Source organism: Chitinophaga lutea (assembly GCF_003813775.1).
Lineage (GTDB): Bacteria > Bacteroidota > Bacteroidia > Chitinophagales > Chitinophagaceae > Chitinophaga > Chitinophaga lutea.
On the sequence record NZ_RPDH01000001.1, the window covers coordinates 2326037 to 2346851 of the forward strand.

Here is a 20815-nt window from a genome sequence, read left to right on the forward strand (position 1 = left end):
GCCGTATGTTTGAGCCCGTTAAGAAATAAGAAATAGAGCACGAGCATACATTTTAGCAAAATCAAGCCCGTACCCAAAAAAAGAACAAGGATTTACGGCGCCCCTTTACTATCTCCTATAGCACAGCAAGGTCCCTATTGAAAAACTACAAGTATGAAAAAAGCAGGTCTGCTGTTTATCTCACTGGCATTTTTAATGCACAGTAAGGCCCAGGTAAGTGTTGGCATCGATGCCGGCTATACCGCATCCAATATCGACATCACCGGGGCGGCCGCGGGAGATTTTGGCCAGGCCGAAAGCCTGATGAAAACTTTTCATGGCTGGCATCTTGATCTGATGATCAATGTGCCGTTGGCGAACGGTTTTTATTTTCAGCCCGTCATCCGCTACATTACCAAAGGTTCCGGTTTCAGCGAAACCCGTACCCCCAAAACCGAACTGGATGGCCTTTATATTCCGAAGGGAGCCCGGCTGCAGTTGAACTACCTGGAGATACCCCTTAACTTCGTATATAAATTACCGTTAGGTCCCGGCAACCTCCGCGCCGGACTTGGCCCCTATGCGGCACGCGGACTGAAGGGTCGCTATCATTATGATATTGTAAAAAACGGGCAAAGCATTACGCAGAACTCCAAGAAAGTGCAATTTTCGCGGGAGGCGAATGATAACATCGCCGTGGTACGGATGCATCCCTGGGATGCCGGCGCCAACTTCACGCTGGGCTATGAATTTAACAATGGGCTGATGCTGGGAGCCAACTACAGCATGGGCCTCACCGATATTGACAGGAGTGATTTTACCGAAAGTAAAAACAGGTACCTCGGCATCAGCCTGGGCTTTTTGTTCAACCGGGAAGATTACTGACCTGTAAAAAAATCCCCAGAAAAAAGGGAGATCTGCCATGGCGGCGGGTCTCCCTTTTTTATTTTTTGCAATAGGGGTAAATGTAATTGCCCGCGTCTTAATATCAGCAATACATCATCACAATAAGTTTTTAAACAAAAGGTGTGACAGTTATAGGGAAAAGAGCCATTGCGTATCCACGCAATGGCTGATTTTTTTATTTGATGGCGGCCACCACCTGCTGTACCACGTGGGGTTTCCCCAATGTATAGTAGTGCAGTACCGGTACGCCGGCAGCCTTCAGTTCCCTGGATTGCTGTATCAGCCATTCGGTGCCTACCGTTTCCACTTCCTTGTCTGTTTTGCATTTCATCACCTCCTGTGCAAACTCGTCCGGCATATCCACATGGAAAGTGCGGGGCAGTACGCTCAGTTGTTTTTTGGTGGTGAGGGGTTTGAGGCCCGGAATAATGGGCACGGTGATCCCAGCCTCGCGGCAGCGGGTCACGAAGTCGAAAAACTTCTGGTTATCGAAAAACATTTGTGTGACGATATAATCCGCACCCGCTTCCACTTTGCGCTTCAGGTAACCCAGGTCTGTTTGCAGGTTGGGTGCCTCGAAGTGTTTTTCCGGGTAGCCGGCCACACCGATACAGAATTTGGTTTTGATGCCGCCCATGAGGTCTTCTTCGAGATAAATGCCATTGTTCATCTGCACCACCTGGTTCAGCAGCTCCAGCGCGTAACGGTGGCCGTTGGGGTGGGCTTCGAAGAAGGTCTCGTTTTTGGGAGCATCGCCCCGCAGCACCAGCACATTGTCGATGCCGAGGAAGTTCAGATCGATGAGGGCGTTCTCCGTCTCTTCCTTGCTGAAGCCTCCGCAAATGAGGTGCGGTACGGCATCTACGGAGTAATGGTTCATGATGGCAGCGCAAATACCCACTGTTCCGGGGCGTTTGCGAATTTCCACCTTGTCGAACGACCCGTCTGCCCGCTTTTTAAACATATGTTCGCTACGGTGGTAGGTTACATTGATATACGACGGTTTGAATTCCATCAGCGGGTCCAGGTGGTCGTAGATGGATTCAATGCTTTTGCCCTTGAGCGGCGGCAATATCTCAAAGGAGATCAGCGTATCGTTCGCTTGCGCGATATGTTCCGTAACTTTCATATAATTTGAGATGTATCTTGAAAAACCTCGCAAAAATAGCATATCCCCCCATAATTAACTAGGAATGCCAGATTCGTTAAAATAATTATATAAAACGCCCAAACCGTTGTCCATTCGCTGATTTTATTATTTTTGCTAAGTTTCACAATATGGCATTAAGAATACATACGCAACAACTGGTAAAGCGTTACCGGGCCCGGACGGTGGTCAACCACGTGTCGGTAGAGGTAACTCAGGGAGAGATCGTGGGCTTGTTGGGGCCTAACGGGGCGGGTAAAACCACCACTTTTTACATGGTAGTGGGGCTCATCAAGCCCGATGAAGGAGAGGTGTTCCTCAACGACGTCAACATCACGAAGCTGCCCATGTATAAGCGGGCCCAGATGGGCATCGGTTATCTGCCGCAGGAAGCGAGCGTGTTCCGGAAGCTGAGTGTGGAAGACAATATCGCGGCCGTGCTGGAAATGACCAAACTGAGCAAAGCGGAGCAGAAAGACAAGCTGGAGCAGCTGCTGGCCGAATTTCGCCTTCAACACGTGCGGAAAAGTCCGGGCGATGTGCTCAGCGGCGGGGAAAGGCGCAGAACTGAAATTGCCCGGGCCCTGGCAGTGGATCCCAAATTCATCCTGCTCGACGAACCTTTTGCGGGCATCGACCCGATTGCCGTAGAGGATATCCAGGCCATCGTTGCCAAGCTTAAGTACAGAAATATCGGCATTCTTATTACAGACCACAACGTACAGGAAACCCTTTCCATTACGGACAGGGCCTATTTATTATTCGAAGGCAAAATACTCAAAGCCGGAACAGCCGAAGAGCTGGCAGAAGACGAGCAGGTGAGAAAAGTGTATCTTGGCCAGAATTTTATACTTCGCAGGAAAGATTACCTTGACGAAGCGGCGAAACAATAACAGCTATCACAACCCTAGTTAAAACCTGGTATGAAGATTTTAAGTCCAGCGCTTTCCCAATTGGCCAGAATCCGTATGGGCCGCATCGAGCACTTTATGCAATACCCGCTGCAGGTACAGCAGCAGGTGTTTCAGAACCTGCTGAGCGCCGCACAGTACACAGAATTTGGCAAACAATACGGTTTTTCCAATATATTCAAGATAGACGAATTCAAACAGCGGGTGCCGGTTCATAACTACGAATCGATCAAACCCTACATCCAGCGTACGATGGAGGGGGAGCAGAACGTGCTCTGGAATACCCCGATCAAATGGTTCGCCAAATCGAGCGGCACCACGGCAGACAAAAGCAAGTTCATCCCCGTTTCCGTGGAAAGCCTCGACGATAACCACTACCGCGCCGGCCGTGATGTGTTTTCCCTGTACTACAACAATTTCCCCGACTCCGATGTGCTCACCGGCAAATCGCTCGTGATCGGGGGGAGCCACCAGGTGAATAAGCTCAGCCCTGACAGCGACAGTTATTATGGTGACCTCAGCGCGGTGATGCTGCAGAACATGCCCTTCTACGGCAACATGATCCGCACGCCCGACCTGTCCATTGCCCTGATGGACGAATGGGAAGAAAAGATCGAGCGGATGGCCAATGCCGTTATCCACGAAAACGTGACCTCCATCGCCGGCGTACCTACCTGGACGATCGTGCTCATCAAACGGATATTCGAATTGACCGGTACCGATAACCTGGCCGACGTATGGCCCAACCTGGAAGTATACATGCATGGCGGGGTGAGCTTTACGCCCTACCGCGAGCAGTTCAGGCGGCTTATCCGTAAACCGGGCATGAACTATCTCGAATCCTATAATGCTTCCGAAGGCTTTTTTGCCGCCCAGGATGTGATCGGGGAAGAAGGATTGCTCCTGTTCCTGAACCATGGTATATTCTATGAGTTCATGCCCATGGAAGAATACGGCAAGGAGTCGCCGCGCACCTTGCAGCTGCACGAAGTGGAGACCGGGAAAAACTACGCCCTCATCATCAGCACCAACGGCGGCCTGTGGCGTTACCTGGTAGGTGACACTGTACAGTTCGTTTCCCTGGCGCCCTACCGCATCCGTGTAAGCGGGCGCACCAAATCGTTCATCAACGCATTCGGGGAAGAACTGATTGTGGACAATACGGACAAAGCTATTGCCAAAGCCTGCGAGGTGACCGGCGCCGTGGTGAACGATTATACCGCCGCTCCCGTGTATTTCAGCGAACAGGGTAACGGCGGCCACGAATGGCTGATTGAATTCGAGCAGGCGCCGGCCAGCCTCGAGCAGTTCACTGCCACGCTCGACGGTACGCTGAAAACCATCAACTCGGACTACGAGGCCAAAAGGCATAAAGACATTGCGCTGCGCGGCCCGCTCGTGCACGTGATGGCGCCGGGCACGTTCACCGAATGGCTGAAGAGCAAGGGCAAACTGGGCGGCCAGCATAAAGTACCCCGCCTCAGCAACGAAAGAAACGTGCTGGAAGAGATTCTCCGGTTTGTTGAAAAACACTGAACAATGGTCTAAATTCTATTACCTTCGTTCATCAAACTATAAGCTAAAACCTATCTGATAGAAATGAAATTACTCGACAACAAAGTAGCCATCGTAACAGGTGCCAGCCGCGGAATTGGTGAGGCGATAGCCCTGAAATTTGCCGACGCAGGCGCACATGTTGCATTTACTTATGTAAGTTCCGACGAAAAAGCAAAAGCCCTGGAGGCCAAATTGGCCGCCAAAGGCGTAAAAGCGAAAGCATATAAAAGCAATGCCGGTGTTTTTGCAGATTGCGAAGCCTTGGTAAATGACGTGGTGAAAGAGTTCGGCACGGTGGATATTTGTGTGAACAATGCAGGTATTTCTAAAGACAACCTTCTGCTGCGCATGAGCGAGGAACAATGGGACGAGGTGATGGACATCAACCTGAAAAGCGTGTTCAACATGACCAAGCTGGTGATGCGGCCCATGATGAAGGCAAAAAGCGGCAGCATCATTAACATGAGTTCCATCATCGGCATCAAAGGCAACGCGGGCCAGAGCAGCTACGCCGCCTCCAAAGCCGGTATCATCGGGTTTTCCAAATCCATCGCACAGGAAATTGGTAGCCGTAACATCCGCGTGAACGCCGTTGCGCCTGGTTTCATCGAAACAGATATGACGCATTACCTGAAAGACGGCGAAGGCGCCAAAGCATACCTCGATCAGATTCCCCTGGGCAAATTCGGCTCCCCGGACGATATCGCCAATGTGTGCCTCTTCCTCGCTTCGGACATGGGCGCTTATGTAACCGGCCAGGTACTGAGCGTTTGCGGTGGCCTGAATACGTAAGAATGAATTGAACGATATAAAAAAACAGCCCCGGGAACCGGGGCTGTTTTTTTATTGCAGCCCCAACCGTTTTCTGAAAGACATATTCAGCTCAAACTGCTCTTCAACGGGAATCGCCCTGCGCGAGTTCTTATTGATATCTTTCCCTTCCGCCGTCCACAGGGTGGGGAAAAAATTATAAACGAGGTCTCCATTGAGGGCGGCAACACCTTCCTGCCAGTTTTCCCACCGAAGGTTGGCATAAAATTCTTCGAGGTTGCCACTGAAACAAAAAACGAGGAAATCGGTGTAGCTCAGATCCAAGGCCTCCCATTCAAGATTGTCGGGCGCCAGGTAATATATTTTGCCGGAATCGCTTCCCAGTGCGTTATGGTTGATGGCAAAAAAACCACCTATGGCATCGTCTGCAACCAGCATAAAACCTGGTATGCCGTTCGTAGCTGGCGCTTTCGCGTTGTTCCATCCGGGCAATGAGCGGCTCAACCTGGGGTGGCCGGAGCCCAAGATCCTTATCCAGCCGTTATCTATCAACAACCCGCCGCTTTCATGCACGATCGCTCCCATGGGAGACCGCGTAGTCACTTGTGTTTGATACAAAGCACTGTCTGCCGCCGCCCTGTTGCAGGGAAGTATTTCCACCTTGTTGTTGGCGGCGGCGATTAATTCCTTTACCACCGGCCAGCCCGGCTCTGTGGTATTGATCAGTTCCTGCAATGTTCTCATAGTCTGCTGTGAAATGGCCAGCCCGGCCAAAAGGTACCGGGCGTTTATAGAATAACTTTTTCATGGAGATAGGTAAATAAGGAAGATCAGAACCCCTTCCCCGCAATTTCCACCCGGAAGGTTTCCATGCACTTTCTGTCCTGCAGCGTCACATACACGGTTTTTCCGTCGGCTCCGCCGAATACCAGGTTACTACACGATTTGCCTTTGAGGGGGATTTCCCGCACCAGCTCCCCGGCGGGCGACAATACGGCAATGGTGCCTTTGCCGTAACGGGTTATATACAGGTTGCCGGCTTTGTCGCATTTCATGCCGTCGAAACCAAAGTCGGGGAATTCGGCGAAGAGGGTTTTATTGGAGATATTGCCCCGGCCGTCGACATTGAACTTCCAGACTTTTCGCTGCACGCTCTCGTTGACATAGAGTATTTTTTCATCAGGACTAAGGGTAATGCCATTGGTGGTACCCATCTGGCCGCTGAGGAGCACCGCGCTTCCCGGCTTGTCTACCCGCCAAAGCTGGCCTGTGCCGTTTTTCCAGTTTGGGTCGGATGCGAAAATCTGCCCTTTCCGGTTGATGCACAGGTCGTTAGGTTGATTAAAAAGCGGGTGGTGCACATAAACGCTCACTTTTTTAGTGCGCATATCCACCTGCAGCACATTATGCCCTTTGAAGTCGGCCAGCAGCATATTCCCGCTCCGGGAAAACTGAATGCTGTTGGCAATGCTGCCTTCGGGCAAGGTCACGAACACCTCGCCACTCCCGTTCCGGGTGTCGATCTTGCCGATGGTGCCGTCCTGCTTAAAATTCACGACGTACAGGTTGCCCGCTTTGTCGAAGTTGGGGCCTTCGATGTTGGTGGAAAACATATTTTCGGCAGTCAGGTCGCGGGCGGTATACAAGGGCTCCTGGGCTTCCGCGGCCATAGCAGTCAGCATGAAAAGGGTGGGGAGGAAGTATTTCATCGTATTAAATTAATTTTTTTTAGCGTAAAACTGCAAATGCGCCTAATTTGCAGCCCGTATGATTCACGTATCAGATATCAAAGACCTGGAAAGGCTCACCATCCACAAGGTGGGCAACGCTACAAACGAAGACCCGCTGGTGCTTTCGCAACAGCCTCTGGAACTGAAAGATGAAACCATCGGCACCCTGTTGCTGAGCTACTTTATCCAGCCCTTTACCAACAATGCAGAATATTTCAGGTTTACCCACGACGCAGATATCCACCTGAACGAGGTGTTTAAATACTGCAGCCTCATTTTCGAAGACCCGGCCAACTTCCAGGAGCAATCCGTCAATATCGCCAAACACCTGTATAAACACTCTACCCACCCGAAAATCAAAGGAGGGGAACTGTATATCACCCATTTTTCGAAATGCCAGGTAGATGGGGAAGAAGTGGAAGCCATCGGTATTTTTAAGTCGGAAAACCGGGATACCTACCTGAAAGTGTACCTGAGCAACGACAACTACGAGGTGAACTACGACGATGGTATCAACATCAATAAACTCGACAAAGGCTGCCTGGTGTTCAATGTAGAGCAGGAGGAAGGTTTTAAAGTGAGCATCGTAGACAGCATCAGCAAACAGAACGAGGCGGTTTACTGGAAAGATGCCTTCCTGCAGGTGCAGCGGCGGGAAGACAGTTACCACCAGACCGAAACGATGGTGAACCTCTGCCAGCAGTTCATACAGAAACGGCTGCCCGAGGAGTTCGAAATGAACCGGGTAGATCAGATCGAACTGCTCAACAAGTCCGCCGCTTATTTCAAGGAAAAGGAACAGTTCCAGATGGATGAGTTTGCCGAGGAAGTGCTGGGGCACCCCGATGCGGTAGATGCATTTAAAAACTACCGCGAACATTTCCGGGATGAGTACCGGCTGGATGTGCCCGACGAATTCGACATTTCAAGCCCGGCGGTAAAAAAACAGCAGAAAGTATTCAAAAGCATCCTGAAACTCGACCGGAATTTCCACGTGTATATCCACGGCAACCGCGAAATGATCGAGCGGGGGTACGATGAGGAACGGAGCATGAATTATTACAAGCTTTATTTTGAGGAAGAAAAGTAAGCTACCGGCTTAGTGCTTTCTGCATTTCATCCAATTCGCGAAGGGCTTCGAGAATCTGGTGGTCGTAGCTATTTTTGCCTTCCACCAGCGTGCGGTAGTTATAATTGAATACGTTTTTCTGGGTTTCCACCAGCCTGCGGAGCAACACATTCCGTTTACGGGAATCTACTCCCAGGGAAAGCTGATCGATCTCATCCATGATCCGCAGGTTCTGATCCATATAATAAATACTGTAATTCTTCAGCCATTTCACCTTTTCGTCTTCGGAACGGGTGTTGTATACGCCGTACGACAGGATAAAATTCTCATCCAGCTGCTGTAGCTTTTTAATGTAAGTGTTCACGTCGCGGGGCAGCAGGAAGTAAGCAATGACTAATACGGTTGCGGCCAGGGCGGTAGCGGGCAGGGTATTTTTGGAGGTTGCCGGTGTTTTCAGCCCCCGGAACAGCAGCAGGCAGAGCAATATTCCCATCAGCAGTCCCCCGATATGTGCCCCGTGATCGAAATTGGTTTGCATGAATATCGTGGCCAGGCTGAATGCCAGGTAGATGCCAATGCTGATCAGCAGAGCCCGCCGTTCGAAGGGCTCCACGAATTTCCGCAGCAGCAGGGTGAAGATGAAACCCAACAACCCGAATACCGCGCCAGAAGCGCCGAGCGTGGGCGTGATATCGTACCACCAGAGGCTGGCGATGCTGGCAGCCAGCGCACAAAGCAGGTATACTGCCAGGAAGCGCCACCGGCCCAGGAGCGGCTCGAGATAAGTACCGCCGATCATGATGCCGTACAGGTTGAAAAAGAGGTGCATCACATCCGCATGTAAAAAGCTGGCAGCGAGCAGGCGCCACGGCTGCCCGAAAAGAGTGAGGGGCTTGAAGTTGGCGCCGGCCTGTTCCAGCACTGTCACGTCTGCCTGCCACCACGAACTGCCGGCAAACAGCATTTTGTTGGTCAGCACCAGGTAAATCAACACATTGAGTACTATGAGGATGGGTGTGATGAAGAATCCCCTTGCCGGTTTGAAAATGTTCAGAAAACCCTGCCGCTCCGGGGTGAGGTGAATGGTATCCGTTTTAACACCGATGCGTTGCTCCCTTTCCGCGTAGATAACATCGAGCGCTTCGTTGCTGTATGTTTCATTGATGGTTGCAATGGTTTGTTGCAGGCGCCGGATGTTTTGCCGGTTGCGGCCGAAGTCGAGCACCTGCGCGCCGGTGGAAACGCTGCTCAGGCGGATGTTCCCCGGTGTGAGGGTCGCACTTATCTGTTCACTCCACGAGCGGAAGCTGAAATGCGTGAATGCGGTGATGTTGGCGGGATTGATTTCACTGATATTCCAGCCGGCTTTTTCAAAGGCCAGCCACAAAATAACCAGCTGCCCGGCCGGGGTGCGGTTGTTGAGTGTACAGGAGGTGCTATATCGGGGAGGGAATCCGATCATTACGGGACAATAAAGGTAGAGACGCCACGAAGTGCGTCTCTACTTATAATAATACGTTCAGTACTTATTTTTATTGTTTGTTATCGGGTTTGTTGTCCGGTTTCCGGGGCGGCCGGTTCCGGTTTTTGTGATGGTGCTGGCCGCTGTGCCCGCCGGCTTGCTGCGGTTTGCCGCCTTCTCTCGGTTCCCTGGGCTCTCTTGGCTCCCGAGGTTTCTGATCCTGCCTGGGCGGGCGTGGTTCGCCTTTCTGCTCATTGCGGGGAGCCTGTTCGCCGCGGGGCTTTTGCTCGCCACGTTGTTCGTTGCGCGGACGCTGTTCCTGCCGGGGCTTTTGTTCACCGCGGGGCTCGTTGCCGCTACGCTGGCGCTGCTCGCCACGGGGCTTTTGTTCACCCTGTTTCTGCTCGCCGCGGGCCTCATTTTTGGGCCGCTGATCGCGCTGCGGCCGGCCCCCACCCTGTTGGGGCTGACCCTGTTGCTGCGGAGCGCCGCCTTTTTGTTTTTCTTTCTGTTGTTCTTTTTGTTTGTCGCGCGACTTCTGTTTCCGCTTCTGTGAAGCTTTTTCGAGCGAGCGCAGGCTGATCTGGCCTACCACATCGGCAAAGCCCAGGTCGGCTTCTTTATTCGGTTTGCTGCTCACCACTTCCACTGCTTTCAGTTCCTCCGGCTTGACGCCCTGGCGGTTCAGCTGGCGGATTTCCTTTACGCGGGTGATCGTGAGCGGGTATTGTTTATTGCTGTTGTCGTAGGAATACCACATGAGGTTTTTGAAGATATCCCGCTTCTGCAAAGTTGCATTGCCGCTTGCAGTTTCAATTACATCGCAATCGTCGGGGAAATCTTTCAGGGCATCGAGGTAGGTATCCAGTTCATAGTTGAGGCAGCATTTGAGACGGCCGCACTGTCCCGAGAGTTTCGCCTGGTTAATGGACAGGTTCTGGTAGCGCGCGGCGGTGGTGTTTACGGATTTAAAATCCGTCAGCCAGGTGGCGCAGCACAGTTCGCGGCCGCAACTGCCGATACCGCCTACTTTTCCGGCTTCCTGGCGGGCACCGATCTGGCGCATCTCCACCTTCACCCGGAATTCGGAGGCGTATACTTTAATCAGTTCCCGGAAATCCACCCGGTCGTCTGCCGTATAAAAGAACGTCGCTTTCCGGCCGTCTGCCTGAATTTCCACTTCGGCCAGTTTCATTTCCAGGCCCAGGCTGCGGGCGATGGCCCGCGCTTTGATCAGTGCTTCCTTTTCACGGTTTTTGTTGTCGGTCATGCGGTTCATGTCCTCCGTAGAAGCACGGCGCAGCAGTTTTTTCACTTCGGGGGTATCTTCCACCCGACGTTTTTTCATCTGCAACTTTACCAGTTCACCGGTAAGGTTCACCATGCCCACGTCGAAACCGCTGACGCCTTCCACGGCCACCATTTCGCCTTTTTCAAAGACCTGTTTGGTGGAATTGCGGAAGAAATCTTTACGACTACCGTTATTGAAGCTAACTTCTATGATGTCAAATGGTGCTAAACTATCACTCAAGGGAATATTGGACAGCCAGTCAAACACGTTCAATCTGTTACATCCACCACTGCTGCAACCTCCATTACTCTTGCATCCCGCCGGCTTCCCATCAACACCCGTACCACATCCGGCACAAGCCATATTTTATATGTTTATTATATTAAAAAATAATTATCCCTGCATGCACAAGTCACTAAAAGTACATATTTACTTCCAGCATTCAAAGGCTGTACAGGGAATAAAGGTACAAAGGTAAGGTAATTAGTTGACAGCTATACAGGCAGCGGCTTCCCCTTGAAGATATGCTGAAGCCGGATAGACAGCGCATGGAAGAGGATTTTGCCGTTGGCATTGCGCTCAATGTGGTAGTAGGCATTGTCGAGCTCCTCCGTCAGTTGTTGCATCTGCCCCAGGTTGGCCAGTTTCTTCAGTTTTTCGGCAAAATCCACCTCTTCGTCTGAAAAGGCCAGCTGGCTGCGGTCCATATACTGGAGGCGCAGGCTGTGTTCCAGCACGTTGATGAAATAGCGGAGAAACTGCTTCTGGTTTTCGCGCCCGATTTTCGGACTGGCGATGTGGTCCACCCATTCCTGCAGGCCGCTGCGGTTTTGCATGAAGATGCAATTCAACCAGCTCCGCAACATTTCGTGATAGTCGTTGTCGTTATGTTGCAAAAGTTGCAGGGCCTCGCGGTAATTGCCGGAGGCGATGGTGGCAATCTGCCGGGCACGCTGCTCATTCACCTGGTTGCGCTCCATCAGGGCCGTCACCACCTCGTTTTTGGTGAGGGGGTTGATACGGATCAACTGGGTGCGGGAAAGGATGGTGGCCAGTATCTGTTCCTGGTTTTCCGCCACGAGAATGAAAACGGTATTGGCCGGCGGTTCCTCGATCAGTTTGAGCAGCCGGTTGCCTTCGTTGCCCAGGTATTCGGGCATCCACATCAACAGGATTTTGTACTGGCTTTCGAAACTCTTCAGGTTGAGTTTGTGGATGATATCGGCGCACTCGTGGGCGGTGATATTGCCCTGTTTGTTTTCCGCGCCGATAAACTGCAACCAGTCGTACGCGTTGCCGTACGGCTGCTGATCGATGAACTCGCGCCATTCTGCCACATAATCGGTACTGATAGGCTTATCGCCCGGCTTGCGCGGAATAACGGGATAAGAAAAATGAATATCCGGATGAATGTACTGGGCGGCTTTTTTGCAGGCGGCGCACTGACCACAGGAGTCGTTGGCCTGGCGGTTTTCACACACCAGGTACTGGGCGAATGCAAGGCCCATCGGCAACCCGCCGGCGCCTTCGGGCGCCAGCATTATCATGGCATGGCTGAGGCGGTTATGCTCCACCGCATGCAGCAACTGTTCCTGCGTGGCACGCTGCCCTATGATCGCTGAAAAATTCATGGGCTAAAAATACAGCAATATTATTTGATGGAGTGAAAACACACCTTGGTAAAGGCGCCGTTTGCTTTTACAACTGGGTTGGCGGTCTGCACATAATAAGTGCCCGTTACGGTGCGGCCCACCACATCGATCTCGGAGATGGTGATGGCTGCGCTGTCGGTGACCAGAAACTGCCCGCGGACGCCCAGCAGCACTTTACCGGAGGTGTCGCTGCCGTTTTTGCGGGAGTAGGAATAGGTTTTCACCTGGAGACTGTCGGAATAGAGTTTCGCCGAGGGATACGGCCCATCGGCAATGTTCATCACCACCCGCACCGTGTCTGCATAGGCCTCCATGCTCAGCAGCTTGAAATGCTGTGCCTGGCTTTCAGTACGTAGCAGGTTGGAGCTGAGTATTTTCATAGAGGTGGCACGGTCGTTCACCCGAACATCCAGTGCCGCTTTTTCACAGTTGACCAGTTCGGACGGATTATACTCCTTGCAGGCGGATAATAAAAGCACGCTGCAGCAAATGGCTGCGAATGTGTTCAGTAGATGTTTGCTCATGTGGTGTATTATTTTTCAATGGCCGCAATCACTTCCGGTGCAGAGGGCAATGTTTTGGGCTTAAATACGGCAACCAGCTCCCCTTTTTCATCCAGCAGGTATTTCTGGAAATTCCAGGTCACTTCTTCGGGAGAAAACTGTTTTTTCCTGCTTTCCGCGGTCAGCCACTGGTACACGGGATGGATATCGGACCCTTTTACCGACACTTTGGTGGTCATGGGGAAAGAAACGGCGTACTCTTTGGTGCAGAAAGCCTTGATTTCTTCATTGGAACCCGGTTCCTGGCCGCCGAAGTTATTGGCGGGGAAGCCGATGATCACCAGTTTGTTTTTATATTTTTTGTACAGCTTCTCGAGTTCTGCATACTGTGGGGTATTCCCGCACATGGACGCCGTATTCACGATCAGAATCTTTTTGCCTTTGTATTTGGAAAAATCGATCTTCCCGCCTTCGAGTGCGTCGACTTTAAAATCGTAAATGTTGCCGAAGGAAACGGAGAAGAATAAAGACAGGAGCATTAATTTAAACATGATCGTATTTTTTGGATGTTGACAGGTGGCGTATATAAAGATAGCACAAATTATTTCCCCTGTTGCAGGTAATTCTCCAGCGGCAGGCGGTTTGTGAGCGACCTGGCGAGCGTCATTTCATCTGCATATTCCAGCTCTCCGCCGAAGGCGATGCCCCGGGCGATGGTCGTAATTTTCACCGGCAGGTCTTTCAGTTTTTTGGACAGGTAATAGATGGTAGTATCCCCTTCGATGGTTGGGCTGAGCGCCATGATCACTTCCCCGATGCCCTGCTGCTGCACCCTTTCCACGAGGGAATGGATATTGAGCTGATCGGGCCCGATGCCGTCTATCGGCGAAATGATGCCCCCGAGTACGTGGTACACCCCATTAAACTGCTGTGTATTTTCGATGGCAATCACATCCCGGATGCTTTCCACCACGCATACGATGCCTGCCTGACGGGCGGGATTGGCACAAATGGTGCAGATATCCTCGTCGGACACATTGTGGCAGTGCTGGCAGAATTTGATCTGCCGCCGCATGCGGACGATCGTTTCTGAGAACAGTTCTACCTGCGCCACGTCCTGCTTGAGCAGGTGCAATACCAGCCGCAATGCGGTTTTTTTCCCCACACCGGGCAGCCTGGCGAATTCATTGACAGCATTTTCAATCAGTGCGGAAGAGAAGATCATGTGGCAAAATTACGGAACGCCGGCTATAGTTTCACGGTTGTTGGCACCGTCCAGTTCTTTTTAATGTTGATCGTCTCTTTATAGGCGAATACCTTTTCGGGCTGCTTTTTGGGCGAACCGTAGTACACGCCGGTGTCCCAGATGCCGTTCCGGTTCACGTCCACCAGTACCCTGATGGCGTACTCTCCGGGCTGGATGAGCCCCCGCTGCCATTTGCCGTTCACGATCACCCCTGAATATTTGATGTCTTTGCCGGAAACTAGCTGCACCACAAACTGATAGCCGGTGTCTTTCGGTAGTACGAGGTGCGCGCTGTCGCTGATGGCAAGATCGATCTTGATGGTACCGTAATCATCGAGACTTTTGGCGGTGAAGGTCACCGTGTCTGCTTTTTGCGTTTGCAGGCCGGACGTGTCGGTGGCAAAACCTTTCGGCAGGATCAGCTCGTAAGGCATACCGGGTTTCCAGTTGTAGACAAGCTTAAAATGCTGGGCCGTGGTGTCGGCCATGTGCAGGGTAAAAGGCACCCGGTTGCCTAGCGTGTCTTCGAGTAGTTGTATTTGTGCGGAGTCGAGTGCTTTGATCGGGAAGTTGAAGCTCAGCGTAAGGGAATCGCCCAGTTCCTGCTGGCCTCCGTTGAGCCCGGCGCTGACCTGCAGCTTCGGTTTTTTGGCGTTTTTGGCCGGCGGAGCAGGCTCCTCGGGCTGTTTTTCTTCTTCGGGGCGAACCGTGTCTTTTTCCTTGAAAAGGGACAGGTTCACTTCTTCCATATTCCCGTCCAGGTGCAGAACGCTGTCTGAAAAGGCGATCAGCTCCGTGGGCTGGGCGGTGTACTGGAAATCACGGTCTTCTTCTTTGAGGGCGAATATTCGATAGGTGCCGGGTTTCAGGTTCTTGAAACGGTAAGAGCCGTCGCCTTTGGTTTTGGCCAGGTACAACGGTTTTTCCTTCGACACGGCGGAGTCTTCGAGGTTGGAATAGAGCATCACGGCCACATTACTGTCTACCTTGCCGGTTTCGGCCACCACGAGCTTGCCCGTAATGGTGAGCGAGTCGAGATAATTACCGGTAGACACCACGTACTGGAAATCCTCTATCGGGTTCCGCTCGTTCACGTCCTTCACGGCATCGCCGAAGTTAAAGGTGTAGGTGGTATTGGGCTGAAGGGAATCTTTCACCACCATGGTAACGGTACGGAGCTTGGCGGTGATGACAGGCGTCCGCTTCAGGGTGGGCGACACGATGAGTTTTTCCACGATATTATCCAGTTCCACAAATTCGTTGAACTGGAAAACAACGCGCTGGGAGTTGAAATTCAGGGAAGAATCCTTGGGGTCCACATACAGCAGCCGGGGAGGCAGGGTATCCCTGGAGCCGCCGCCGGGAGGCACGATATTCGCACACCGGGTAAAAAAGCTGCACAACGCCAAAATGAACAGGGAGCTTATCCAGCCCCGGAAATTCTGATTCATGTTTCCTATCCTGAATATTAAATGATTTGCAAACTTACTCTTTGTTGGCCATTATTCTTCCTCTTCCCCTTCTTCCACCAGCGAGTGCAGCGCCACCTGCAGCTTATTGTCCTTTACAAAATTGCACCACTGGCAGTCTTCCTTCCCGCAGCCGGTATAAAATTCCTTGTTCTGGATTTTTATCCAGGTATCGGTGAGCTGCTGCGTAACGGTCGTGATGTCTTCCGGCCGGATGTTGATCTTTTCCTTGAAGTACTGTTTCTGCCGGTTCGGCTCAATAAAATCAAATTCCGTGCTAACAACCTGCCAGTTTTTCTGTTTATAATTATCTAACAAAATTTTATAAAATACGGCCTGGCGCCAGTAATCGCCCCCGTTGGGCGTGCGGGCATCGGGCGCGTCGAACTTCCGGAGCGTTTTTTTGGTTTTTTCGTAGTCGCCGGTTTTGTAGTCCACCACGTTCACCTCATTGCCGTTGAACTCCAGCTTGTCGATCTTCCCCTTGATGGGCACCCCGTTCACCACCACGTTGCGCACGTTGCGCTCTATGCTCACCACGGTATTCCATTGGTGAATGTACTGGTCATAATAATGGCCGAGGATGTCCTGGCCGTATTCCATTCTCCGCTCAAAAGCCTCTTTGGTGAAGCACTCCCGGTTGCGGAGCATGCTGTATTTAAAGTCTTTGATGAACTCTTCTTTCGGCGGGAAGGCATTATTGCGTTCCTGCATTTTCTGGAAAAGCTTCTCCAGGGCGAAGTGCACGGCAGACCCGAATTCCGTGCTTTCGGAGCGGCCCGTGGGTACCCTTACCAGGTTCTGGTAATAGAACGCAAGCGGGCAGCGGAGGTAGTTGTTGAGCGCCGTGACGTTCATGGTAAAGCCGTTCAGGAGGGTATCGATAAACAGCTGGTCGATCCGGGCGATTTCCGGGGCCAGCTCTTTGCCGTACTGGAGGGCTTCGAATTCAAAGAGCGTTTCGTCGGGCAATTCCACCTTGTGCTGGGGCAGGATGTGGGAATCGAGGATTTCGGTAATGAACATGCTCGGCTCCAGTGGCTTGCCGTCCTGTTTGAATTCCGGGTAGCTGATATAAAGGTATTTTTCAGCGCGGGTGATGGCCACGTAAAAGAGGCGGCGCAGCTCCTGTTCGTCGGTAGACAGCGATTCGGTGGTGAACACCGTTTCGGGGAACGAAAAGCCGGCGCTGTTTTTTTTCTTTTTCTCCCAGAGGTGGCGGTTGGTACCGGCCATGAACACATATTCGAACTCCAGGCCTTTGGCGCCATGGGCGGTGAGGAGGTTTACCCCTTTTTCGTTGCCGGATACCTGTACCATGGGAATGGCAAGGCCATTGTCCTCCATCAGGTCTACCGTATCCATAAGCGTCATGATGTTCAGGTCGGGGTTGCGATGGGTTTCATCTTTCACAAAATCAAACAGGGCCTGCAACACCCGCATGAGCCAGATCTTTTCGGGAGAGGCCATGATGTACGACAAAATGCCGCCTTCGCTGATCACGTTGGCGAACAGCTGCTGCAGGGTGATGTTGTGGGCATCGCCTATCCATTTTTCGAGCAGGTTGCCGAGGCGCATCGCTTCCGGATCGGGGGCCAGCGAGAAGAGCGTCGGGTTACGGGTTTTATTCCATTCCTGCAGAAACTGGCGGATGGAGCTTTTTTCGCTGTATCCCTTTTCCGCCACCTGAATGCTGATGCGGGCGGCTTCGATCGGCGGTACTTTGTAAAAGTCGTAGTGCATGATCTCAAACAGCAGGTCGTCGCCGCTGTAGGGCGTTTCCAGCTCGCAGGCGATGTAGCGTAATATATGGATCACCTTCCTGGCAAAGGGTACCTCAAACAGGTTGATGTTTCGTTTGGAATAAAAAGGAAGGCCTTTCAGGCGGAAATACTGTGCCAGTTCCTCGCCGTACTTGTTCTCTTTGTAAATCACCGCCACTTTACCTGGTAGCACGCCTTTGGCCAGAATTTCCTCCACCTCTGTGGTAATGGAGGCCATTTCATCGCGGGGCGTGTTGTACCGGCGTATCACGGGCGCTATGTCGAGCACGGTCAGTTTTTCATTGGAGGCCGTGAGCTGTTTGCTGAGCCCGGGAAGTTTGTCGACGAGGCGTGACCCTTCGTTTTTTTCGATGAGGGTCATGGAAATGTCCAGCACGTTCTGTACGGAGCGGTAGTTCTGCGTGAGCACCACGGCCAGCAGGTCGTCCGAGAACTTGCGGGCGAACTCTTCCATGTTCTCGATGTTGGCCCCTTGGAAGCGGTAAATCGACTGGTCGTCGTCGCCCACCACAAATACGTTGGGTTTTTCTTCCCCGCCGGTCAGCAATTCAATGAGGCGGTTCTGCGTGCCGCTGGTATCCTGGTATTCGTCTACCAGGATGTATTGAAAACGTTCCTTGTAGTCGAGCAGCAGGTTGGGGTTTTGCTCAAACGCCCGTATCACCCAGTTGATCATGTCGTCAAAATCGTACCGGTTGGCTTTGAGCATCATTTGCTGGAAGATATCGAACTGCTCTACAGCGGCCAGCAGGCGGGCCATTTTTTCCCTTTCGGCGTTCAGCTTATCTTCCTTGAGGTCGCCCTTTTTAAAGCGGCCACTGGCTTTTTTATAGATATACTCTTCGTTCTGCGGCAGGGCATTGACGTAGGCCTCTACTTTTTCACGGATGAAGGGCACGGTCCAGCCTTCCCGCTTCATCGTGGAAAAGAGGTTGGCCAGGTTGCGCATATCGAAATACACATCGCCGCGGTAGCGTTTGAGGGGATTATCTTTCGAAAAGCCGTCTATCAGGGTCTTGAGCAGCTGGATTTTCTCGAGCTCGGAAATCGGATCCAGTACGTTTTTATCGAAAAGCGACAGGTTATCCTGGATAACGTCGTTACAAAAAGAGTGGAACGTGTGGATATTGACACGGTAGGCATCGGGACCGATAAAATCGGTCAGCCGCCGGCGCATGGCCACGGTGCCGGCATCCGTGTAGGTGAGGCAGAGAATGTTGTGCGGAAGAAAATCGGTATCCATGAGGATTTTGCCGATACGGGAGGCTAGTATCTGGGTTTTGCCTGTGCCCGGGCCGGCAATCACCATCACGGGGCCTTCGGTGTTGTCCACCGCCTCACGCTGGCGCTCGTTCAGCCGGCCGTATACTTCCTGGAAACGTTGATTATATATTTGCGAATCTTTGATGCTCATATTATTTAGTCAGGTACGCCTCGTTCACGTGGGTTTTCACATCTCCGAAGGGTACGAATAAAGTGATCTGCCCCAGGGCATAGGCGGCTATTTCATAAGGTGTGTAGCAAAACACCACACCCTTGTCTGTAACGAAAAAATTGTCGTTCGGCGCAATGTGTTTGTCGAACAGGTATTGTTTATCGAGCGGCTCCCCTGCCGGCACGTTGTACTTTTTGCGGAACGAGTTTTCCAGCGCCGTGCCCAGGACTGCTTTATATCCGGGTTTGAACACATCGTCGAGGCCGAGTTGTTTTTTCCGTGCGAGGTCCACCACGGTAAAGCTGCTGCCATGGTTGCCATGTGCGCCGCCGGTGTAGGCGTAATCGGAAATTTCGAATGCCACCAGCGGGTACGCATTCCAGACAATGCGCACGGAATGTTGTGCATCCCAGTTCCAGGAGGCGCCGGCGCCTTTTTTGAGATCGTTGGTATCCACTTCGTCGTGGGTAGCGTTGTATTCGTGCAGGAAGGAGGCAACGGGCTGGCGGACGATTTGCTCCGGGTCTTCCGGTACATCTTTCGGGGTGAGGGCCTTCCGGACGGCTGCCAAAGCCGCCTCATCGGCGCCGCCAACCGGCCATACGGCGGTGGATGACGCCACCCCCAACGGGGACTTCGGATTGGCCGGGAATAAAAGCGCGGAGTCGGAGATGGTGAATACATCGAACAGCACCGCACCGGTCAGTTCTTCTTTCAGATCGAAATCGAATGTTTTGTTATTGCCTGACCAGGTGCCTTTGTAGGCGCCATCGTCCGTAAGCGTGCCTTTAAAGGTGTTGTCCCCGCCCTCCGGGGTGCCCCATTCCGAAAAGGAGAGCTGAACGGTATCTTCTGTGTTATGGAACAGCTGGATGGGAATACCCTGTTTGTCGTATGCATACCAGCCCTCGAAGGCGGCCGGACCTCTTTTGATGAGGTGCATGGTGACGGGTTGGCTGGCCACCGTGCCTTTGAGCCGTTTGTAATAAACGGCCGGAGCGGGTTTGGGAGTGGTTGTGCGGGTGCTGTCCTGTACACTGGCCTGTTGACCCGGCGTGGCCGGTTGGCAGGCGGTGAGTATGGTCAGCAGAGCGAAAAAACCGTAAAATATGCGCATGAGGTCACATTTAAAACAGATGTAAATTACCATTTATAGAGATACCGGTCAGCATCCGGGGGTATTTAAAAGCGTAATTTTGCAAAAAACCTAACAGATGATTAACCAGAAGATAGCGGCCCTTCGGCAGGATTACCGGCTGGCTACGCTCAACGAGCGGGAAGTGGCGGCGCACCCGTTGCAGCAGTTTGAGCATTGGTGGCAGGAAGTGATACAAAGCGAACTGGAAGAGCCCAATGCCATGACACTGGCGACCAGCTCACCCGACGGCAAACCCTCGGCACGCATAGTTTTGTTAAAGAGCTTTAACGAGCAGGGTTTTCTCTTTTTCACCAATTACGAAAGCCGCAAGGGGAAGGAAATGGCTGCGAACCCGCAGGTGAGCCTGCTGTTTTTCTGGAAAGAGCTGGAGCGGCAGGTTCGTATAGAGGGAACCGTTATAAAGGCGCCCGCGGAGGTGAGCGACGAATACTTTAACTCCAGGCCGGTGGGCAGCAGGATAGGGGCGATTGCTTCTCCCCAGAGCGAGGTGATTGCCGGCAGGGAGGTGCTCGAAGACAGGGTGCGCGAACTGGAAGCCGGCCACATCGGCCACGCCCCGCAGCGGCCGGAGCACTGGGGCGGGTACATTGTGGCGCCCCTGGAGGTGGAGTTCTGGCAGGGGCGGAGCAGCCGCCTGCACGACCGGTTAAGGTATACCCTGGAAAGCGGGAATATTTGGAAAATAGAGCGCCTGGCGCCCTGATATAAAAAACGGGGAATCCGGCATCTGCAAGCAAACCGCCA

General features: G+C 52.3%; 18 protein-coding genes. 6 read left to right on the forward strand and 12 right to left on the reverse strand.

Annotated features, from left to right (window positions below):
• Nucleotides 1-153 precede the first annotated feature (153 nt).
• Nucleotides 154-864: a porin family protein gene (locus tag EGT74_RS09390; RefSeq protein ID WP_123846249.1), complete on the forward strand. Its 711-nt coding sequence runs from the start codon at nt 154-156 to the stop codon at nt 862-864.
• A gap of 196 nt (nt 865-1060) precedes the next feature.
• On the opposite strand, the gene metF is transcribed toward EGT74_RS09390, so the two are convergent.
• Nucleotides 1061-2014, reverse strand: a complete 954-nt coding sequence (gene metF / locus EGT74_RS09395; protein ID WP_123846250.1) for a methylenetetrahydrofolate reductase [NAD(P)H] — start codon at nt 2012-2014, stop codon at nt 1061-1063.
• Nucleotides 2015-2163: 149 nt separating this feature from the next.
• On the opposite strand from metF, the gene lptB reads away from it, so the two are divergent.
• The 3 genes from lptB to fabG all read left to right on the forward strand — a co-directional run bounded on the left by lptB (nt 2164) and on the right by fabG (nt 5292).
• Nucleotides 2164-2925 (forward strand): LPS export ABC transporter ATP-binding protein, encoded by a 762-nt coding sequence (lptB, locus tag EGT74_RS09400; protein WP_123846251.1) that lies wholly within the window; start codon nt 2164-2166, stop codon nt 2923-2925.
• Between the two features lie 30 nt (nt 2926-2955).
• Nucleotides 2956-4479, forward strand: coding sequence for a GH3 auxin-responsive promoter family protein (locus EGT74_RS09405; protein WP_123846252.1), 1524 nt, complete (start codon nt 2956-2958; stop codon nt 4477-4479).
• Between the two features lie 63 nt (nt 4480-4542).
• Nucleotides 4543-5292: a 3-oxoacyl-[acyl-carrier-protein] reductase gene (gene fabG / locus EGT74_RS09410; RefSeq protein ID WP_123846253.1), complete on the forward strand. Its 750-nt coding sequence runs from the start codon at nt 4543-4545 to the stop codon at nt 5290-5292.
• Nucleotides 5293-5343: 51 nt separating this feature from the next.
• On the opposite strand, the gene EGT74_RS09415 is transcribed toward fabG, so the two are convergent.
• The gene (locus EGT74_RS09415; RefSeq protein WP_123846254.1) at nt 5344-6015 is read right to left on the reverse strand and encodes a DUF2625 domain-containing protein; all 672 of its coding nucleotides are present in this window, start codon (nt 6013-6015) and stop codon (nt 5344-5346) included.
• Nucleotides 6016-6101: 86 nt separating this feature from the next.
• Nucleotides 6102-6980: an SMP-30/gluconolactonase/LRE family protein gene (locus tag EGT74_RS09420; protein WP_123846255.1), complete on the reverse strand. Its 879-nt coding sequence runs from the start codon at nt 6978-6980 to the stop codon at nt 6102-6104.
• A 58-nt stretch (nt 6981-7038) separates the two neighbouring features.
• On the opposite strand from EGT74_RS09420, the gene EGT74_RS09425 reads away from it, so the two are divergent.
• Nucleotides 7039-8091: a nucleoid-associated protein gene (locus EGT74_RS09425; RefSeq protein WP_123846256.1), complete on the forward strand. Its 1053-nt coding sequence runs from the start codon at nt 7039-7041 to the stop codon at nt 8089-8091.
• 1 nt (nt 8092) lies between these two features.
• Here the strand turns inward: EGT74_RS09425 and EGT74_RS09430 are convergent, their stop codons facing one another.
• The 9 genes from EGT74_RS09430 to EGT74_RS09470 form a co-directional block, all read right to left on the reverse strand.
• Nucleotides 8093-9532, reverse strand: coding sequence for a rhomboid family intramembrane serine protease (locus tag EGT74_RS09430; RefSeq protein ID WP_123846257.1), 1440 nt, complete (start codon nt 9530-9532; stop codon nt 8093-8095).
• A 70-nt stretch (nt 9533-9602) separates the two neighbouring features.
• The gene (ricT, locus tag EGT74_RS09435) at nt 9603-11063 is read right to left on the reverse strand and encodes a PSP1 domain-containing protein (protein WP_246008161.1); all 1461 of its coding nucleotides are present in this window, start codon (nt 11061-11063) and stop codon (nt 9603-9605) included.
• Between the two features lie 254 nt (nt 11064-11317).
• A complete protein-coding gene (locus EGT74_RS09440; protein WP_123846259.1) occupies nt 11318-12454 on the reverse strand; it encodes a DNA polymerase III subunit in 1137 nt (378 codons plus the stop codon).
• A 20-nt stretch (nt 12455-12474) separates the two neighbouring features.
• The gene (locus EGT74_RS09445) at nt 12475-12999 is read right to left on the reverse strand and encodes a hypothetical protein (protein WP_123846260.1); all 525 of its coding nucleotides are present in this window, start codon (nt 12997-12999) and stop codon (nt 12475-12477) included.
• An 8-nt stretch (nt 13000-13007) separates the two neighbouring features.
• Nucleotides 13008-13529: a glutathione peroxidase gene (locus tag EGT74_RS09450; protein WP_123846261.1), complete on the reverse strand. Its 522-nt coding sequence runs from the start codon at nt 13527-13529 to the stop codon at nt 13008-13010.
• Nucleotides 13530-13579: 50 nt separating this feature from the next.
• Entirely contained in the window at nt 13580-14203 is a 624-nt protein-coding gene (gene recR / locus EGT74_RS09455) for a recombination mediator RecR (protein ID WP_123846262.1), read from the reverse strand.
• Nucleotides 14204-14226: 23 nt separating this feature from the next.
• Nucleotides 14227-15675, reverse strand: coding sequence for an Ig-like domain-containing protein (locus tag EGT74_RS09460; RefSeq protein WP_123846263.1), 1449 nt, complete (start codon nt 15673-15675; stop codon nt 14227-14229).
• 51 nt (nt 15676-15726) lie between these two features.
• Nucleotides 15727-18891 carry an ATP-dependent helicase gene (locus tag EGT74_RS09465; RefSeq protein ID WP_123846264.1) on the reverse strand — a complete coding sequence of 1055 codons (3165 nt, stop codon included), beginning with the start codon at nt 18889-18891 and terminating at the stop codon, nt 15727-15729.
• Between the two features lies 1 nt (nt 18892).
• The gene (locus EGT74_RS09470; RefSeq protein ID WP_158618071.1) at nt 18893-20029 is read right to left on the reverse strand and encodes a DUF3298 and DUF4163 domain-containing protein; all 1137 of its coding nucleotides are present in this window, start codon (nt 20027-20029) and stop codon (nt 18893-18895) included.
• A 97-nt stretch (nt 20030-20126) separates the two neighbouring features.
• On the opposite strand from EGT74_RS09470, the gene pdxH reads away from it, so the two are divergent.
• Nucleotides 20127-20774 (forward strand): pyridoxamine 5'-phosphate oxidase, encoded by a 648-nt coding sequence (gene pdxH, locus EGT74_RS09475; protein ID WP_220392832.1) that lies wholly within the window; start codon nt 20127-20129, stop codon nt 20772-20774.
• The last annotated feature ends 41 nt before the right edge of the window (nt 20775-20815 follow it).

What these genes read in the sequence shown, in the direction of transcription:
- EGT74_RS09390 (WP_123846249.1), top strand. Translation starts at nt 154, where the DNA reads ATGAAAAAAGCAGGTCTGCTGTTTATCTCACTGGCATTTTTAATGCAC.
- metF (WP_123846250.1), bottom strand. Translation starts at nt 2,014, where the DNA reads ATGAAAGTTACGGAACATATCGCGCAAGCGAACGATACGCTGATCTCC.
- lptB (WP_123846251.1), top strand. Translation starts at nt 2,164, where the DNA reads ATGGCATTAAGAATACATACGCAACAACTGGTAAAGCGTTACCGGGCC.
- EGT74_RS09405 (WP_123846252.1), top strand. Translation starts at nt 2,956, where the DNA reads ATGAAGATTTTAAGTCCAGCGCTTTCCCAATTGGCCAGAATCCGTATG.
- fabG (WP_123846253.1), top strand. Translation starts at nt 4,543, where the DNA reads ATGAAATTACTCGACAACAAAGTAGCCATCGTAACAGGTGCCAGCCGC.
- EGT74_RS09415 (WP_123846254.1), bottom strand. Translation starts at nt 6,015, where the DNA reads ATGAGAACATTGCAGGAACTGATCAATACCACAGAGCCGGGCTGGCCG.
- EGT74_RS09420 (WP_123846255.1), bottom strand. Translation starts at nt 6,980, where the DNA reads ATGAAATACTTCCTCCCCACCCTTTTCATGCTGACTGCTATGGCCGCG.
- EGT74_RS09425 (WP_123846256.1), top strand. Translation starts at nt 7,039, where the DNA reads ATGATTCACGTATCAGATATCAAAGACCTGGAAAGGCTCACCATCCAC.
- EGT74_RS09430 (WP_123846257.1), bottom strand. Translation starts at nt 9,532, where the DNA reads ATGATCGGATTCCCTCCCCGATATAGCACCTCCTGTACACTCAACAAC.
- EGT74_RS09440 (WP_123846259.1), bottom strand. Translation starts at nt 12,454, where the DNA reads ATGAATTTTTCAGCGATCATAGGGCAGCGTGCCACGCAGGAACAGTTG.
- EGT74_RS09445 (WP_123846260.1), bottom strand. Translation starts at nt 12,999, where the DNA reads ATGAGCAAACATCTACTGAACACATTCGCAGCCATTTGCTGCAGCGTG.
- EGT74_RS09450 (WP_123846261.1), bottom strand. Translation starts at nt 13,529, where the DNA reads ATGTTTAAATTAATGCTCCTGTCTTTATTCTTCTCCGTTTCCTTCGGC.
- recR (WP_123846262.1), bottom strand. Translation starts at nt 14,203, where the DNA reads ATGATCTTCTCTTCCGCACTGATTGAAAATGCTGTCAATGAATTCGCC.
- EGT74_RS09460 (WP_123846263.1), bottom strand. Translation starts at nt 15,675, where the DNA reads ATGAATCAGAATTTCCGGGGCTGGATAAGCTCCCTGTTCATTTTGGCG.
- EGT74_RS09465 (WP_123846264.1), bottom strand. Translation starts at nt 18,891, where the DNA reads ATGAGCATCAAAGATTCGCAAATATATAATCAACGTTTCCAGGAAGTA.
- EGT74_RS09470 (WP_158618071.1), bottom strand. Translation starts at nt 20,029, where the DNA reads ATGCGCATATTTTACGGTTTTTTCGCTCTGCTGACCATACTCACCGCC.
- pdxH (WP_220392832.1), top strand. Translation starts at nt 20,127, where the DNA reads ATGATTAACCAGAAGATAGCGGCCCTTCGGCAGGATTACCGGCTGGCT.